This is a genomic window from Massilia sp. GER05 (genome assembly GCF_052056005.1).
Taxonomy (GTDB): Bacteria; Pseudomonadota; Gammaproteobacteria; order Burkholderiales; family Burkholderiaceae_D; genus Telluria; species Telluria orientalis.
Genome location: NZ_CP178858.1, coordinates 6161252 through 6176683, shown reverse-complemented (window position 1 = coordinate 6176683; position 15432 = coordinate 6161252). Strand labels below are relative to the sequence as shown.

At 66.4% G+C, this 15432-nt stretch carries 12 protein-coding genes; 9 read left to right on the top strand and 3 right to left on the bottom strand.

Annotation, left to right across the window (positions count from 1 at the left end; genetic code table 11):
* Positions 1–53: 53 nt before the first annotated feature.
* The 3 genes from acnD to ACL58G_RS27265 all read left to right on the top strand — a co-directional run bounded on the left by acnD (position 54) and on the right by ACL58G_RS27265 (position 6935).
* Positions 54–2654, top strand: coding sequence for a Fe/S-dependent 2-methylisocitrate dehydratase AcnD (acnD, locus tag ACL58G_RS27275; protein WP_440963772.1), 2601 nt, complete (start codon positions 54–56; stop codon positions 2652–2654).
* Between the two features lie 107 nt (positions 2655–2761).
* Positions 2762–3952, top strand: a complete 1191-nt coding sequence (gene prpF / locus ACL58G_RS27270; protein ID WP_440963771.1) for a 2-methylaconitate cis-trans isomerase PrpF — start codon at positions 2762–2764, stop codon at positions 3950–3952.
* A gap of 127 nt (positions 3953–4079) precedes the next feature.
* Complete coding sequence (locus ACL58G_RS27265) at positions 4080–6935, top strand: sensor domain-containing protein (protein WP_440963770.1); 2856 nt, start codon at positions 4080–4082, stop codon at positions 6933–6935.
* Positions 6936–6946: 11 nt separating this feature from the next.
* On the opposite strand, the gene xth is transcribed toward ACL58G_RS27265, so the two are convergent.
* On the bottom strand, positions 6947–7711 hold the full coding sequence (gene xth / locus ACL58G_RS27260; RefSeq protein ID WP_413387420.1) for an exodeoxyribonuclease III: 765 nt from the start codon (positions 7709–7711) through the stop codon (positions 6947–6949).
* Positions 7712–8158: 447 nt separating this feature from the next.
* Here xth and ACL58G_RS27255 point away from each other — a divergent pair, with 447 nt between their 5' ends.
* From ACL58G_RS27255 to ACL58G_RS27245, 3 genes are all read left to right on the top strand, one after another.
* Positions 8159–8509, top strand: a complete 351-nt coding sequence (locus ACL58G_RS27255; protein WP_413387421.1) for a hypothetical protein — start codon at positions 8159–8161, stop codon at positions 8507–8509.
* Positions 8509–8715, top strand: a complete 207-nt coding sequence (locus ACL58G_RS27250) for a DUF1653 domain-containing protein (RefSeq protein WP_413341063.1) — start codon at positions 8509–8511, stop codon at positions 8713–8715. The genes ACL58G_RS27255 and ACL58G_RS27250 overlap by 1 nt, the downstream gene beginning before the upstream one ends.
* 100 nt (positions 8716–8815) lie before the next feature.
* Positions 8816–9283: a hypothetical protein gene (locus tag ACL58G_RS27245; RefSeq protein WP_440963769.1), complete on the top strand. Its 468-nt coding sequence runs from the start codon at positions 8816–8818 to the stop codon at positions 9281–9283.
* A 58-nt stretch (positions 9284–9341) separates the two neighbouring features.
* Here ACL58G_RS27245 and ACL58G_RS27240 read toward each other — a convergent pair whose 3' ends face one another.
* Positions 9342–10838 (bottom strand): leucyl aminopeptidase, encoded by a 1497-nt coding sequence (locus ACL58G_RS27240; RefSeq protein WP_440963768.1) that lies wholly within the window; start codon positions 10836–10838, stop codon positions 9342–9344.
* Between the two features lie 112 nt (positions 10839–10950).
* Between ACL58G_RS27240 and lptF the strand changes: the two genes are divergently transcribed.
* Genes lptF through ACL58G_RS27225 form a run of 3 tightly spaced genes read left to right on the top strand, consistent with a single transcriptional unit; the run spans position 10951 to position 13654 of the window.
* Entirely contained in the window at positions 10951–12102 is a 1152-nt protein-coding gene (lptF, locus tag ACL58G_RS27235; RefSeq protein ID WP_413387424.1) for an LPS export ABC transporter permease LptF, read from the top strand.
* A complete protein-coding gene (gene lptG, locus ACL58G_RS27230) occupies positions 12099–13283 on the top strand; it encodes an LPS export ABC transporter permease LptG (protein WP_440963767.1) in 1185 nt (394 codons plus the stop codon). The genes lptF and lptG overlap by 4 nt, the downstream gene beginning before the upstream one ends.
* A complete protein-coding gene (locus tag ACL58G_RS27225) occupies positions 13283–13654 on the top strand; it encodes a sirohydrochlorin chelatase (protein ID WP_413341072.1) in 372 nt (123 codons plus the stop codon). The genes lptG and ACL58G_RS27225 overlap by 1 nt, the downstream gene beginning before the upstream one ends.
* A gap of 3 nt (positions 13655–13657) precedes the next feature.
* Here ACL58G_RS27225 and ACL58G_RS27220 read toward each other — a convergent pair whose 3' ends face one another.
* Complete coding sequence (locus ACL58G_RS27220) at positions 13658–15292, bottom strand: hypothetical protein (protein WP_440963766.1); 1635 nt, start codon at positions 15290–15292, stop codon at positions 13658–13660.
* Positions 15293–15432 lie beyond the last annotated feature (140 nt).

Sequence of the window (15432 nt, the reverse complement as noted above, 5' to 3'; positions counted from 1 at the left end):
CCCCGTCTTCGCGGGGAAGACAATGCAAGGGCCGCGGACTACGGAGTCGCAAAATGAACAGCCAATATCGCAAGCCCCTGCACGGCACCAATCTCCATTACTTCGACGCGCGCGCCGCCGTCGAGGAGATCCAGCCCGGCGCCTGGGACACCCTGCCGTACACCTCGCGCGTGCTGGCCGAAAACCTCGTGCGCCGCTGCGAACCGATGGCGCTGGTGCCGTCGCTGAAGCAGATCGTCGAGCGCAAGCGCGATCTCGATTTCCCGTGGTTCCCCGCGCGCGTCGTGTGCCACGACATCCTCGGCCAGACGGCGCTCGTCGACCTGGCCGGCCTGCGCGACGCCATCGCGCAGGAGGGCGGCAATCCGGCCCTCGTGAATCCGGTCGTGCCGACGCAGCTCGTCGTCGACCACTCGCTTGCCGTCGAATGCGGCGGCTTCGATCCGGACGCGTTCGCGAAGAACCGCGCGATCGAGGACCGCCGCAACGAAGACCGCTTCGACTTCATCGAATGGACCCGCAAGGCGTTCGAGAACGTCGACGTGATCCCGCCGGGGAACGGCATCCTCCACCAGATCAACCTGGAGCGCATGAGCCCCGTCGTGCAGGTGAAGGATGGCGTGGCATTCCCCGACACCCTCGTCGGCACGGACTCGCACACGCCGATGGTCGATGCGCTGGGCGTCATCGCGATCGGCGTCGGCGGCCTGGAAGCGGAGAGCGTCATGCTGGGCCGCGCGTCGTACATGCGCCTGCCGGATATCGTCGGCGTCGAGCTGACCGGCAAGCCGCAACCGGGAATCACCGCGACCGACATCGTGCTGGCGCTGACGGAATTCCTGCGCAAGTCGAAGGTCGTCTCGGCCTACCTCGAGTTCCATGGCGAGGGCGCCGCGAATCTCACCCTGGGCGACCGCGCGACGATTTCCAACATGGCCCCGGAATACGGCGCGACCGCGGCGATGTTCGCCATCGACGAGCAGACCATCAAATACCTCAAGCTGACGGGCCGCGACGACGACCTCGTGAAACTGGTCGAGCTGTATGCGAAGGAAACGGGCCTGTGGGCGGACACCCTTTCGAACGCGCAGTACGAGCGGACACTCCATTTCGATTTGTCGACGGTCGTGCGCAACATCGCCGGCCCGTCGAACCCGCACAAGCGCGTGGCGACGTCGGAGCTGGCGCAGCACGGCATCACGGGCACGGTCGAGAACGAGCCGGGCAAGATGCCGGACGGCGCCGTCATCATCGCCGCCATCACGAGCTGCACGAACACGAACAACCCGCGCAACATGGTGGCCGCGGGTCTCATCGCGCGCAACGCGAACGCGCGCGGGCTCGCGCGCAAGCCGTGGGTGAAGTCGTCGCTGGCGCCGGGTTCCAAGGCCGTGCCGCTGTACCTGGAAGAGGCGGGCCTGCTGCCGGAGCTGGAGAAACTGGGCTTCGGCGTGGTCGCCTTCGCGTGCACTACCTGCAACGGCATGTCCGGTGCGCTGGACCCGGCGATCCAGCGGGAGATCGTCGAGCGCGACCTGTACGCGACCGCGGTCCTGTCGGGCAACCGCAATTTCGACGGCCGCATCCACCCGTATGCGAAGCAGGCGTTCCTCGCGTCGCCGGCGCTCGTCGTCGCGTACGCCATCGCGGGCACGATCCGCTTCGACATCGAGAAGGACGTGCTGGGTATCGATGCCGACGGCAATCCGGTGCGCCTCGCGGACATCTGGCCGAGCGATGCGGAGATCGACGCCGTCGTCGAGCAATCGGTGAAGCCGCAGCAGTTCCGCAAGGTCTACGACATCATGTTCGCGCGCCGCGAAGGCGGCGACGATGCCGTGGCGCCGCTGTACGACTGGCGCCCGATGAGCACCTACATCCGCCGTCCGCCGTACTGGGAAGGCGCGCTCGCCGGCGCGCGCACCTTGACCGGCATGCGTCCGCTGGCGGTCCTGGGCGACAACATCACGACGGACCATTTGTCGCCGTCGAACGCGATCATGCCGGACAGCGCCGCGGGCGAATACCTCGCGAAGATGGGCCTGCCGGAAGAAGACTTCAATTCGTACGCGACGCACCGCGGCGACCACCTGACGGCGCAGCGCGCCACGTTCGCGAACCCGACGCTGAAGAACGAGATGGTGCGCAACCCGGACGGCAGCGCGCGTGCCGGGTCGCTCGCGCGCATCGAGCCGGAAGGTACCGTAACCCGCATGTGGGAAGCGATCGAGACGTACATGGAGCGCAAGCAGCCGCTGATCGTGATCGCGGGTGCCGACTATGGCCAGGGCTCGTCGCGCGACTGGGCCGCGAAGGGCGTGCGGCTGGCGGGTGTGGAAGCCATCGTGGCCGAAGGCTTCGAACGCATCCACCGCACGAACCTCGTCGGCATGGGCGTGCTGCCGCTGGAATTCCAGCCGGGCACCACGCGCCTCACCCTCGGGATCGACGGTACGGAGACGTTCGACGTCGTGGGCGAGCGCACGCCGCGCGCGACCCTCACGCTGGTCATCCATCGCCGCAGCGGCGAATCGGTCGAGGTGCCGGTGATCTGCCGTCTCGATACGGCCGAGGAAGTGTCGATCTACGAGGCGGGTGGGGTGCTGCAGCGGTTTGCGCAGGACTTCCTCGCGTCTTCCAAAGTGGCAGCATAAAACCGTCGCCCCTGCGAAGGCAGGGGCCCAATTTGCAGGCGTCTCGACGGCGCATGCAGAACTTGGGTCCCCGCCTGCGCGGGGACGACGTGTCAGGGACAACACATATGACTCACGTACCTCAAATCAAAGTTCCCGCCGTCTACATGCGCGGCGGCACCAGCAAAGGCGTGTTCTTCCGCCTCCAGGACCTGCCGGAGGCGGCGCAAGTCCCCGGCGAGGCGCGCGACAACTTCCTGCTGCGCGTGATCGGCAGCCCCGACCCGTACGCGAAGCACATCGACGGCATGGGCGGCGCCACGTCGAGCACGAGCAAGACCGTGATCGTCGCGCCGGGCACCCGTTCCGGCCACGACGTGGACTACCTGTTCGGCCAGGTCGCGATCGACAAGCCGTTCGTCGACTGGAGCGGCAACTGCGGCAACCTGTCGGCCGCGATCGGCCCCTACGCGATCGCCAACGGCTTCATCGATCCCGCGCGCATCCCGGACAACGGGACCGTCGTCGTACGCATCTGGCAGGCCAACATCGGCAAGACGATCGTCGCCCACGTGCCCATCGCGGACGGGCAGGTGCAGGAGACGGGCGACTTCGAGCTCGACGGCGTCACGTTCCCGGCGGCCGAGGTCCAACTCGAATTCATGGACCCGGCGGCCGAAGAAGGGGAGGGCGGCAGCGCGATGTTCCCGACCGGGAATCTCGTCGACGACCTCGAGGTGCCCGGTGTCGGGACGCTCAAGGCCACGCTGATCAACGCCGGCATCCCGACCGTCTTCGTGAACGCCGCCGACATCGGCTACACGGGCACGGAGCTGCAGGATGCGATCAACGGCGACCCGAAGGCGCTGGCCATGTTCGAGACGATCCGTGCCTACGGCGCCATGCGCATGGGCTTGATCGCGCACGTCGAGGAAGCCGCGCGCCGCCAGCACACGCCGAAGGTGGCCTTCGTCGCGCCGCCGGCGGCCTATGTCGCGTCGAGCGGGAAGCAGGTCGGGGCGGGCGACATCGACCTGCTCGTGCGCGCCCTGTCGATGGGCAAGCTGCACCATGCGATGATGGGCACGGCGGCCGTCGCCATCGGCACGGCGGCCGCGATCCCCGGCACGCTCGTGAGTCTCGCCGCGGGCGGAAGGGCGCACGAAGCGGTGCGATTCGGCCATCCGTCCGGCACCTTGCGCGTGGGCGCCGAGGCGCGCCAGGAGGACGGCGACTGGGTCGTCACGAAGGCCGTGATGAGCCGCAGCGCGCGCGTTTTGATGGAAGGCTGGGTACGCGTGCCGGGTGACGCGTTCTGAGACCGTTGCTGCGCCGCATCACACGCTGAATTTCATCTTTCCATAACGTTAAATTACGTTGATTTTCAGCTATCATCCATTCAAAAATCGACAAGGCGCCACGTTAGCAGGCGTACTGGACATAGGGATGGATCGGGGAACGAGCACAGCGGCCTTGGTGGCCGACGCATTGGCATTGATCGCCGCGCCGGCCTGCGCCTGCGATGGAGAAGGCACCATCTGGGCGGCGAACGCGGCGCTGGTCGAACTGGCCGGCGGCGACGTGGTGGGGCGGCCGCTGGTGTCGCTGTTCTGCCCGCGTACGGCGGCGGCGATGGCGGTCGAGATCCGCCTGTCGCAGTCCGGCGAACGCCGCTGGGACGGTTTGATCGAACACGGCACCACCGGACGGCCCGTCGAGGTACGCGCGAAGCCACTGTCCCCGGAGGGTGCCACCTTCGTCTTCGGCGACGTGCTCACGTTCGGCGACGGCCAGGCCGCGCTGCGCGGGCGCCTGCTGGAACAGGCGGCCGTCGTCGAGCATGCGCCCGTCGGCATTGCCGTCACCTTGCCGGACCTGGTCAAGTCGTGCAATCCGCGCATGGCGGAGATGCTGGGCTACGCGCCGGAAGAACTCATCAACCACAGCCCGGCGCAGGTGTTCGCCTCGCGTGCCCAGTACGACGCGTTCATCGGCGAAGCCGTCCTCGTGCTGACGACCGGCAGCCTGTTCGAAAAGAGCGAGGTGCCGCTGCGACGGCGCGACGGCAGCGCGATCTGGTGCCGCATCCGCGCCAAGGCCGTCGACATGAGCGCGCGCGAGGCGGGCACCGTGTGGATCGTGGAGGACGTCACGGACGCGCGCCAGGCGCTCACCGAGATCCAGTCGATCATGACCAATGCCACGATCGGGATCTTCTTCACGCGCGCCCGCACCATCACGCGCTACAACCACTGTTTCGGCTCGATGTTCGGCTATGCCCCCGGCGAGGTGCTGGGCCGTTCGACGCGCGTGCTGTACACCGACGATGCCGCGTTCGACGCCATGGGCCGCACCGCATACGGCGTGCTGGGGCAGGGCGGTTCGTTCAAGACCGAAACGACGATGGTGCGCCGCGACGGCACGCGGATGTGGGTGAACATGATCGGCTACGCCGTCAATCCCGAGGAACTGGGCACCGGCACGATGATCTGGATGATCGAGGACCGCACCGGCCAGAAGGCGGCCGAGGAATCGCTGCGCAACGCGCTGCTGGAGAACCAGGCGATCCTCGACAACGCCGTGCTGGGCATCGCCGTCGTCGAGAAGGGCCGGACCTTGCACTGCAACCGCAAGATGGAAGAATTGTTCGGCCACCGGGGCGGCAGCATCGAGGGACTGCCGGTGCGCGAGCTGTATCCCGACGACGCGGGCTGGATCGCCGCGCGCGAGCAGACGCGGCGCGATTTCGAGGCGGGCCGCGTGCACATGGCCGAGTACGAACTGGTGCGGCGCGACGGCAAGCGCTTCTGGGCGCGGCTGTCGGGCCGCCCGTTCGACATGGCGGACCGGGGCGGGCGCAGCGTCTGGCTGATCGACGACGTCACCGCCCAGCGCGAGGCGGCGGACGCGCTGCGCCGCGCGCGCGACGAGCTCGAAGTGCGCGTGCAGGAACGCACGGCGGAGCTGCAGGCCGAGATCGTCGAGCGGCGCCAGGCCGAGGCGCGCGTGCACCACATGGCGTATCACGACGCGCTCACGGGCCTGCCGAACCGCGCGCTGTTGTCCGACCGCCTGGACCGCGCGCTGCTGGCGGCGCGGCGCGACGGCATGAAGCTGGCCTTGCTGTTCATCGACCTGGACCGCTTCAAGACCATCAACGACTCGCTCGGCCACCTGGCGGGCGACCACCTGCTGAAGGAAGTGGCGCAGCGCCTGTGCCGCGTCGTACGCGCCAGCGACACCGTCGCGCGCCTGGGCGGCGACGAATTCGTCGTGCTGGTGCCGGACGTGCGCGCGGCCGAGGAGTGCGGCCTCGTGGGCGACAAGATCATCGCGGCGCTGGCGACGCCCGTCGAATTCGAAGGCCACAGCCTGCACATCTCGCCGTCGATCGGAATCTGCCTGTACCCGGACGACGGCGACGACGCGGCGGGCCTGATGCGCAAGGCCGACGCCGCGATGTACTACGCCAAGGCGGCGGGCCGCAACAATTACCAGTATTACGCGGAGCCGATGAACGCGGCGGCCGCGCGCCATTTCGAGATGGAGACGCGCCTGCGCGGCGCGCTGCTGCGCGAGGAGTTCGTGCTGTTCTACCAGCCGATCGTGGGCGTGCAGGACGGCCGCGTGCACGGCCTGGAAGTGCTGCTGCGCTGGCGCCATCCGGAGCAGGGCCTCGTGGCGCCCGACGACTTCATCCCGATCCTGGAAGAGAACGGCCTGATCGTGCCGGTCGGCGAATGGGTGATCCGGCGCGCCTGCGAACAGGCGATGGCGTGGCAGCGGGCCGGGCTGCCGGCGCTGCCGCTCGCGGTGAACCTGTCCGCGCGCCAGTTCATGCACCGGGGCCTGATCCAGTCGATCCGCGCCATCGTCGACGACACCGGCATCGAGCCGGGCCTGCTGGAATTCGAGATCACGGAGACGGCGCTGATGCAGCACGGCGGCCAGACGCTGGAGACGCTGGGCCAGATCTACCGCATGGGCATCCGCCTGTCGATCGACGACTTCGGCACCGGCTATTCGAGCCTGGCGTACCTGAAGCGCTTCCCGGTCCGCAAGATCAAGATCGATCGTGCCTTCGTGCGCGACCTCGAGACGAGCAGCGAGGACCAGGCCATCGTCGCGGCCATCATGGCGCTCGCGGGGAGCCTCGGCATGGACGTCGTGGCGGAGGGCGTCGAGAACGAGGCGCAGCTGGCGCTGCTGCGCCGGCACGGGTGCCGGTATGCCCAGGGCTATCTGTTCGCGCGGCCGGTGGATGCGAAAGCGATTGCAGGTCTGCTGCAAGACGTTTGGTAGGGTGGGCCGTATCAAGCGAGCGTCGCGATCACCGGCGTGTGATCGGACGGCTGCTCCCACTTGCGCGGTTCGCGGTCGATGACGCACGCCTCGCAGCGCTTGGCGAGCGCCTGCGACAGCAGGATGTGGTCGATGCGCAGGCCGCGGTTGCGGCGGAACGCCATCTGGCGGTAGTCCCACCAGCTGTACTGCTTTTCGGGCTGTTCGAACAGGCGGAACGCGTCGACGAGACCGAGGCCGCACAGTTCGCGCAGCTGCTCGCGTTCCAGGTCGGAGCAGTGGATCTGGCCGGCCCACAGTGCCGGATCGTGCACGTCGCGGTCTTCGGGCGCGATGTTGTAGTCGCCCAGGATCGCGAACTGGTCGTGGATCTCGAGCTCTGCGCCGACCCAGGTGCGCAGCGCGGCCAGCCAGCCCATCTTGTAGGCGTATTTGTCGGAGCCGACGGCCTGGCCGTTCGGCACGTAGGCGCAGATGAAACGCACGCCGCCGATGGTGGCGGCGATCAGGCGCTGCTGCTCGTCCTGGTAATGCGGGTTGTTGCGCACGACGTCGGCGATGGGGAGGCGCGACAGGATCGCCACGCCGTTGTACGTCTTCTGGCCGCTGAACACGACTTCATAGCCGGCCTCGTTGATCGCGGCGACGGGGAATTTGTCGTCGGTGAGCTTGGTCTCCTGGATGCAGAGGACGTCGACGGGGTTGGCGGCGAGCCACTGGAGCAGGTGCGGCAGGCGCACTTTCAGCGAGTTCACGTTCCAGGTTGCGATTTTCATGGGCTATCTTGGTACGGAGGCCGGACCGTCCGGCACAATCCGGGCAGTATCGTGTCTTTGAGTCATTCTTGCAACATAACTTGGCCTGTGAAGCCATGACACGATCGTCATTATTTGTTTCGATTGCAACAAAGATGTCGTAAAATTATTGTCCGTGGAGTAAAAAATCGTAACGACGCTGGAAAGTTGGGCCGAACTGTGACAAGATGTAACAATCACAGCAAGAGACGGGACATTTACGTATTGTCTCCTTCTCGAAAGAAAAAAATTGCAGTAGGCCAACTTTGGTTGTACTATTGGCATATTGCTCTGGAACCAAGTATTCATTAGCAATTCGTTGCATTGATCAGATGGTTGCCGTGGTCGGTCGAGCGGCCGGCTTAGGCAGGTGTGTAACGATCGCGGATCCGAGAGCAGGATTTGCACACAGCTTTGTAAAGGACAACAATGCGCCAAGCATTTGAAGCATGGGCCCAACGCGATGGCCACATTGTCCGGCGTCGTGAAGACAAGCCGGAAGAGTACCTCGTGTACGAAACCCAACGCCGCTGGCTGATCTGGCAGGCCGCGCTGGCACACGGACAGAAGGCTGCGGCGGAAGCGCCGCAGAAATTCGCGCCGTCCGACAACCAGCCGCAGAAGATGCAGGCCGACGAGGCGAGCGTGCGCAATCGCGTCCTCAACGAGGTGCTGGACGCGTTCAGCGAACTGGATGACAACGCCGGCATCGAAGGCATCGTCAAGGTCATCCAGAACCTCAAGAAGAGGAATCGCGCCACGGCCGAAGAAAAGGCCTGATGCGCTACCGCCACTACAAGGGCGGTGTGTACGACGTGGTCTGCGAGGCTGTCCTCGAGGCAGACCACACGGCCGTGGTCGTGTATCGCGGGCAGGACGGCAAGACCTGGGTCCGCCCGCGGGATGCATTTTTCGGACTGGTCGACGTGGACGGGAAGCGCATGCCGCGCTTCGCGCCCATCGACCCGGTGCCGGCCGCAGCTTGACTCCGCCATCCCGGCAATCCCGGGATGCGCTTCGCCTCATGTCTTCCCGATTGCCGCCGTAAACGGATGGGTATGCTCTGTATGCATGACCGGTGAAGACATGTCCCTGATTCTTTTTCGTACCGCCTGCGCGCTTGCGCTGTGCATCGTCACGGCCGGCTGCGTGACGGCGCCCGCCGTGGCGCCGACGCAGCAGCTGGAAGTCCATACCATTCTCGGCCACCGCGAGGTGACGGGCGTGGGCTGCGTGCTGTCCAACGCGGCGGGGCGCTGGTTCGTCGTGGCGCCGGGACGGGTCACGGTCGAGCGCAGCAGGAGTCCCCTGACGATCGACTGCGCGCGCGACGGCACCGGCAGCGCGCGCGAAGTCGCCGACGCGCATGCCACTTCGTTCTTCGACACCGACCGGCTGATCGGCAACATCATCGTCAGCGCCGGGGGCGGCGGCTACGTCAATCCGTACGACGGCAACGGCGTCGCCTACCAGTCGACCCTGACCGTGCTGATGCGGCCCGCGCTGCCGCGCGCCGCGGCGGGGGAGTCGGCGCCCGGCAACGTCGTGTTCTGATGCCCGGATAAAAAACGGACGCCCGCGGGCGTCCGTTGTGCATGGCGCGGAAAAACGCTTACACGCGGTTCAGCAGGAACGTGGTGAGCAGCGGCACCGGACGGCCGGTCGCACCCTTGGCCGCGCCCGATTTCCATGCCGTGCCGGCGATGTCCAGGTGCGCCCACGTGTAGTTGCGCGTGAAGTTCTCCAGGAAGCAGGCCGCCGTGATCGATGCGCCGCCCGGCGTGCCGATGTTGGCCAGGTCGGCGAAGTTCGACTTCAGCTGCTCGTTGTACTGCTCGCCGATCGGCAGGCGCCAGGCCGGGTCGCCCGCCTGCCTGCCGGCGTCCAGCAGTTCCTGGGCGAGCGCGTCGTGGGCGTCGTCGTGGCGCGTGAACACGCCCGACGTGTGGTGCCCCAGCGAGACGATCACGGCGCCCGTCAAGGTGGCGATGTCGACGACGGCGGCCGGCTTGAAGCGCTCGGCGTAGGTCAGGGCGTCGCACAGGATCAGGCGGCCCTCGGCGTCCGTATTCAGGATCTCGATGGTGGTGCCGTTCATCGCGGTGACGATGTCGCCCGGCTTGGTGGCGCGGCCCGACGGCATGTTCTCGCACGCGGCCACGATGCCGACGACGTTCAGCTTCAGGCCCATCTCGCCGATGGCGCGGAAGGTGCCCAGCACCGAACCGGCGCCGCACATGTCGTACTTCATCTCGTCCATGTTCGGGCCCGGCTTCAGCGAGATGCCGCCCGTGTCGAACGTGATGCCCTTGCCGACGAGGACCACCGGCGCGTCGTTCTTCTTGCCGCCGTTGTGCTTCAGGACGATGAACTTCGGCGGCTCTTCGCTGCCGCGCGTGACGGACAGGAAGCTGCCCATCTTGAGGGCTTCGAGCTGCTTGCGGTCCAGGACTTCGATGTCGAAGCCGTAGTCGCCCGCCAGCTTCTTCGCCGTGTTCGCGAGGTAGGTCGGGGTGCACACGTTCGGCGACAGGTTGCCCAGTTCCTTCGTCAGGTTCATGCCGTTGGCGACGGCCTGCGCCTGCGCCAGCACGGCCTTGATCTGCGGCGTCGCGGCCGGGACGGCGATGGCGAGCTTGCGCACGCCGGTGGGTGCCGGATCCTTCTTGCTCTTTTGCGCGTCGGTGCGGAATTCCGCTTCGTTCGCGGCGATGACGATGCTGCGCAGCGCCCAGTTCAGGTCGCGGGCTTTCACATTCTCCAGCGGGAATGCGATAATGGCATCCTGCGCGCCCAGCGAAGCGAAGGTTTTCAGGGCAGCGGTCACGGCACTGGCAAAGCTTTTTTCGCTCACGGCTTCGTCGGCACCCATGCCGACCAGCAGCACGCGGGCAGGGGTCACGCCGGCCACGCCGCGCAGCAGCAGGGTGGAGCCGGGCTTGCCGGAGATGTCACCCGACTTGACGGCGGCGCTGATCGCGCCGTTCAGATCGAGGGCTTTCGCCGCCTCCGACAGTTTCTTGTTTTCGAACACCGCGACTGCCACACAGCCCGATTTGGCTGCGGCCAGCGTGTTTTTTGTGTCGAATGCTTTTATGCTAAAGTCCATTTGATTCTCCGTTTCGAGTTTTTGACGCGCGTGCTGTCCGAGGAACCTTCCAAATGGCGCCCGCTTGTGACGGTTCCCGGGGTTCCTTCCAACCAGCAATTATAACTATCGAATGATTTTCCAACGCGCCCTACAGCGTGAATTGGCCAGCGTGGCCGGTGCCACCTTCACGGTCCTGTTTACGATCTTCGTCACCTGGACCCTGATCTCCATCCTCGGCAAGGCCGCCGGCGGCAAGGTCGCCTCGGGCGACGTGCTGGCGCTGATCGGCTTTTCGGTGCTGAATTATCTGCCAACAATCATCATTCTTACCAGCTTTATCGCGGTCATCGCCACCGTGACGCGCAGCTATCGCGACTCGGAAATGGTCGTGTGGTTCGCGTCCGGCCAGTCGCTGATGCGGTGGGTGCCGCCGGTGCTCGTGTTCGGCCTGCCCATGGTGGCGATCGTCGCCGCGCTGTCGTTCGTCGCGACACCGTGGGCGAAGATGAAGAGTGCGGAATTCGTCGAGCGTTTCGAAAAGCGCGAAGACCTCAAGCGCGTGTCGCCCGGCCAGTTCCGCGAATCGCCGTCCACGAACCGCGTGTTCTTCGTCGAAGGCAGCACGAGCGGCGCGACCGTCGTGCAGAACGTGTTCGTGAATTCCGTCGACGCCGACGGCAATTCCATCGTCGTCGCCAAGGAAGGCGTGATCGAGCCGGACGGCAAGGGCGGGCAATACCTCGTGCTGAAGAACGGCCGCCGCTACCTGGGCCGGCCGGGACGCGCCGATTTCCAGTCGATGGAGTTCGAGCGCTACCGCATGCGCGTCTCCAGCCAGGCGCCCGTGATCGGCACCGAGACGCCGGCCGACGCCTTGTCCACGCCGGCGCTGCTGGCGCTGCCGGACAACCGCTACACGAACGCCGAACTGCTGTACCGGGTGTCGGCACCGATCTCCTGCCTCGTGCTGATGCTGCTGGCGATCCCCCTCGGCTTCGTCAATCCGCGCGCCGGCAGCTCCGCCAACCTGATCCTCGCGCTGCTGATCTTTTTCACGTACAGCAATCTGTCGAAACTGTTCGAAGCCAGCGTCAAGCAGGGCAAGATGAACTTCGGCGTGGCGTGGTGGCCGCTGCACCTGTTCGCGCTCGTGGTCGTGGCCGGGCTGTTCGCATGGCGCCTGAACGTCAACCATCCGTGGCATCCGCTCGCCCTGCTGGGCGCCTTCAAGCGGCGCCGCCTGCTGCGCGGCGGTGCGGTGACGCAGGAGGGCGCGCAATGAAGATCCTGCAGCGCTACTTCTTCGTCAACATCGCGCAGGCCGTCGCCTTCGTGCTCGTGGCGTTCCTGGGCCTCATCGCCTTCATGGACCTGACCCAGGAACTGCCGTCGGTGGGCAAGGGCGGCTACATGATGCAGCACGCGATCCTGTACGTGCTGCTCCTGCTGCCCGGCCACGTGTACGAGGTGATGCCGGTCGCCGCGCTGATCGGCACCATCTACACGATGGCGCAGTTCGCGCAGAGTTCGGAATTCACGATCATGCGGGCGTCGTCGATGTCGACGCAGCAGGCCGGCATCATGCTGGCGAAGATCGGCGTGCTGTTCGTCGTCGTCACGTTCCTGTTCGGCGAATTGATCACGCCGCGCACGGCGCCGATCGCGGAACGCGTGCGCCTGTCCGCGAAGGGCGCGACGGTGTCGGCCGAATTCCGCTCAGGCATGTGGACCAAGGACACGATCCATGCGGGCGGCGTGAAGGGGCCCGTGACGGGGTCGCGTTTCTTCAACGCGCGCCAGATCCGCCCGGACGGGAAACTGATCGACCTGCGCCTGTACGAGTTCGACAACAGCATGCGCATGCGCTCCCTGATCACGGCCGCCAGCGCCACGTTCAGCGGCAACAGCACCTGGCGCCTGAACGACGTCACCGAGACCCTGTTTTCGAATAGCCGCGAACTGCCCGCGCCAGGCACGCCGATTCCTGCCGGCCAGACCATCCAGAGCACGTACGGCCAGGACACGGCGTCCGTCTCCACGCGCAAGGTCGCGAGCCTGGACCTCGTGTCCGAGATCACGCCCAAGATCCTGTCGGTGTCGCGCTCCGATCCGGAGCGGATGTCCGCGAACGAGCTGGCCGTGTACACGCGCCACCTGGCGGAGAACCGCCAGGAGACGGAGCGCTTCAAGATCGCATTCTGGAAGAAGCTGTTCGACCCGCTGTCGATCTTCGTGCTGATGGCGCTCGCGCTGCCGTTCGGCTACCTGCACACGCGCAGCGGCGGCGTGAGCCTGAAGATCTTCATCGGCATCATGATCGGCGTGAGCTTCCTGTTGATTAACTCGTTGTTTTCGCACGTGGGCATGTTGTCGACCTGGCCGGCCTTCGTGACGGCCGCCGCGCCCAGCTTGCTGTTCCTGCTGCTGGCGATCGGGGCCCTGCGCTGGGTGGAGAGACACTGATGGAAAAAGCACTCGTATTGTTCGCCCACGGCGCCCGTGCCGCCGCCTGGGCCGCGCCGTTCCAGCGCCTGCGCGACCTCACCGCGGCGCAGCGCCCGGATTGCGCGGTGTCGCTGGCGTTCCTCGAACTGATGACGCCGAGCCTGCCGGACGAAGTGGGCGCCCAGGTGGCGCTCGGCGCGCGCGACATCACCATCGTCCCCGTGTTCCTGGGGCAGGGCGGCCACCTGCTGCGCGACCTGCCGCTGCTGCTGGAGCAACTGCGCGCCACCCATCCGCAGGTGACGTTCCGCACCGTCCCCGCCGTCGGCGAGGACCCCGGCGTGCTGGCGGCGATGGCCGCCTACTGTGCCGGGGCGGACGCCGCCTGAGTCTTACTTGTTGACCGTCACCGGACACATCAGGACCGGCGACGGGGTCGTGCCGATCGCCGCCGGATAACGCTTGCAGCCGGCGGGGTCGAGCGTCAAGCCATAGCGGGCCAGGTTCTGCGTGGCCGCCTTGACCACGGCCTCGTCCTTCTCGACCTGGTCGCGGGGATCGGCGGCCAGCATCGCGTAATGCGGACCGGGGCGGCTCGCGATCACGGACTGGATTCGCTCGAGGTAGGCGGGCGACTCGGGGAAGCCGGCGCCGAGCGAAATGACGCGCACCTCGCGCGGCACGAAGGTCGAGACCCAACCCATCGGCGGATCGCCGTGCGCGGTGAAGACGAGCGTCGACTCCGGATGTTCCATCGGCGGCAGCTGCGCGCTGAAACTCTTTTCGGCCCAGCCCGCGTGCCCCCACGTGATGAACGGATAGACGTAGAGCGACGTGAACAGCAGCATGGCGCCGGCCAGGTACGGGCCGACGCGCGGCCCGGTCAGGCGCGGGACCAGCACCCACACCATCAGCGGTCCCAGCAATTCGATGGGCACCAGGTAGCGGTAGATGCTGAACAGCTTCAGCCATACAAGATAGCCGACGAGCCCGAACAGCAGCAGGAAGCGCGCACGCGGCGCCAGGCGCTCGGCCGGCGCGCCGCCGCGCACCGTGTCGTACAGCCAGCGCGCGACGAACGCGAGGGCCAGCGCGTACAGCAGCGGCACGATCGCCTGCTTGAACGGCAGTTCCGAGACGCGGGCGAATTGGCGGCTGAACACGAACGGCCAGAACAGGGCTTCCAGCGCGCCGTGCGGCAGGTGATCGGTGTCCATGACGGCGACCTGCTGCGCCAGGGGGCTCTTGAAGATGCTGTTAAATTGCGGGAACAGCGGATTGCCGAACGTCTTCCACATCCGCCACCACCACGGCCCGGCCGCGATCGCGACACCGGCCAGCGTGCCGCACCCGTACGTGAACGCCGCCGCGATCCCGCGTCCGAACGTGGCGGGCACCGCCAGCAGCGCGACGCACAGCGCCAGCGCATACGACGCATTGGTGAGCTTCAGCCCGGCGCCCAGTCCCATCACGAGGCCCGCCAGCAGCAGCGTGGCGACGGCGCCGTTCGACAGGGCCTGCAACCGGTCCCAGCCGCGCATGACGATGCACAGCGAGGCCAGGATGAACAGGGCGCTCAGGTTGTCGCCCATCGTATTGCCGACCTGCGACAGGAAGCTGGGGCCGCACATGCCCGCGAGGGCCAACAGGATGCACAGGCGGTTGTCGGCCTTGTCCCGGGGCAGCATGAGGCGCGCGAGCGTCAGCAGCAGGATGAAGTTGAGTCCATGGACGAACCCCATCACGAACCCGACGGCCCGGCCCGGCAGCCACTGGTTCAGCAGGTAATAGGGGACGTCGATCGCCGGATTGAAATAGCTTTGCCAATTCCCGGCCGCCATGTCGACGTGCAGCCGGTCGTTGAACAAGGCGTAGGGGTTGTACCAGTGGTAATTGCGCAGGTCCCAGTTTTCATCTTGGCCCAGCCACACGGATAGCAGGCCGAACAGGACAGGGACGAGCATCGACATGAGCACGGGTGCGCGCTCGTGCCGCAGGAATGCGGTACAGCGATTCAGAAAACGCATGTTGATCCTTCAGGTGTATCGGTAAATCGTGTGAAGCCATGAACAGGACGGCTCGCAAAGGGCGCTGGGAAGCAGGTGCGGGGGAATGCCAGACTGTTGCTCCAAAGATTATAACTGCTCACGGGCATGGCCGATTCGGC

Excerpts from the sequence above, each read along its gene's own strand:
- prpF (WP_440963771.1), top strand. The coding sequence starts at position 2,762 with ATGACTCACGTACCTCAAATCAAAGTTCCCGCCGTCTACATGCGCGGC.
- ACL58G_RS27250 (WP_413341063.1), top strand. The coding sequence starts at position 8,509 with ATGCGCTACCGCCACTACAAGGGCGGTGTGTACGACGTGGTCTGCGAG.
- ACL58G_RS27265 (WP_440963770.1), top strand. The coding sequence starts at position 4,080 with ATGGATCGGGGAACGAGCACAGCGGCCTTGGTGGCCGACGCATTGGCA.
- ACL58G_RS27255 (WP_413387421.1), top strand. The coding sequence starts at position 8,159 with ATGCGCCAAGCATTTGAAGCATGGGCCCAACGCGATGGCCACATTGTC.
- ACL58G_RS27240 (WP_440963768.1), bottom strand. The coding sequence starts at position 10,838 with ATGGACTTTAGCATAAAAGCATTCGACACAAAAAACACGCTGGCCGCA.
- lptF (WP_413387424.1), top strand. The coding sequence starts at position 10,951 with ATGATTTTCCAACGCGCCCTACAGCGTGAATTGGCCAGCGTGGCCGGT.
- ACL58G_RS27225 (WP_413341072.1), top strand. The coding sequence starts at position 13,283 with ATGGAAAAAGCACTCGTATTGTTCGCCCACGGCGCCCGTGCCGCCGCC.
- ACL58G_RS27220 (WP_440963766.1), bottom strand. The coding sequence starts at position 15,292 with ATGCGTTTTCTGAATCGCTGTACCGCATTCCTGCGGCACGAGCGCGCA.
- ACL58G_RS27245 (WP_440963769.1), top strand. The coding sequence starts at position 8,816 with ATGTCCCTGATTCTTTTTCGTACCGCCTGCGCGCTTGCGCTGTGCATC.
- lptG (WP_440963767.1), top strand. The coding sequence starts at position 12,099 with ATGAAGATCCTGCAGCGCTACTTCTTCGTCAACATCGCGCAGGCCGTC.
- xth (WP_413387420.1), bottom strand. The coding sequence starts at position 7,711 with ATGAAAATCGCAACCTGGAACGTGAACTCGCTGAAAGTGCGCCTGCCG.
- acnD (WP_440963772.1), top strand. The coding sequence starts at position 54 with ATGAACAGCCAATATCGCAAGCCCCTGCACGGCACCAATCTCCATTAC.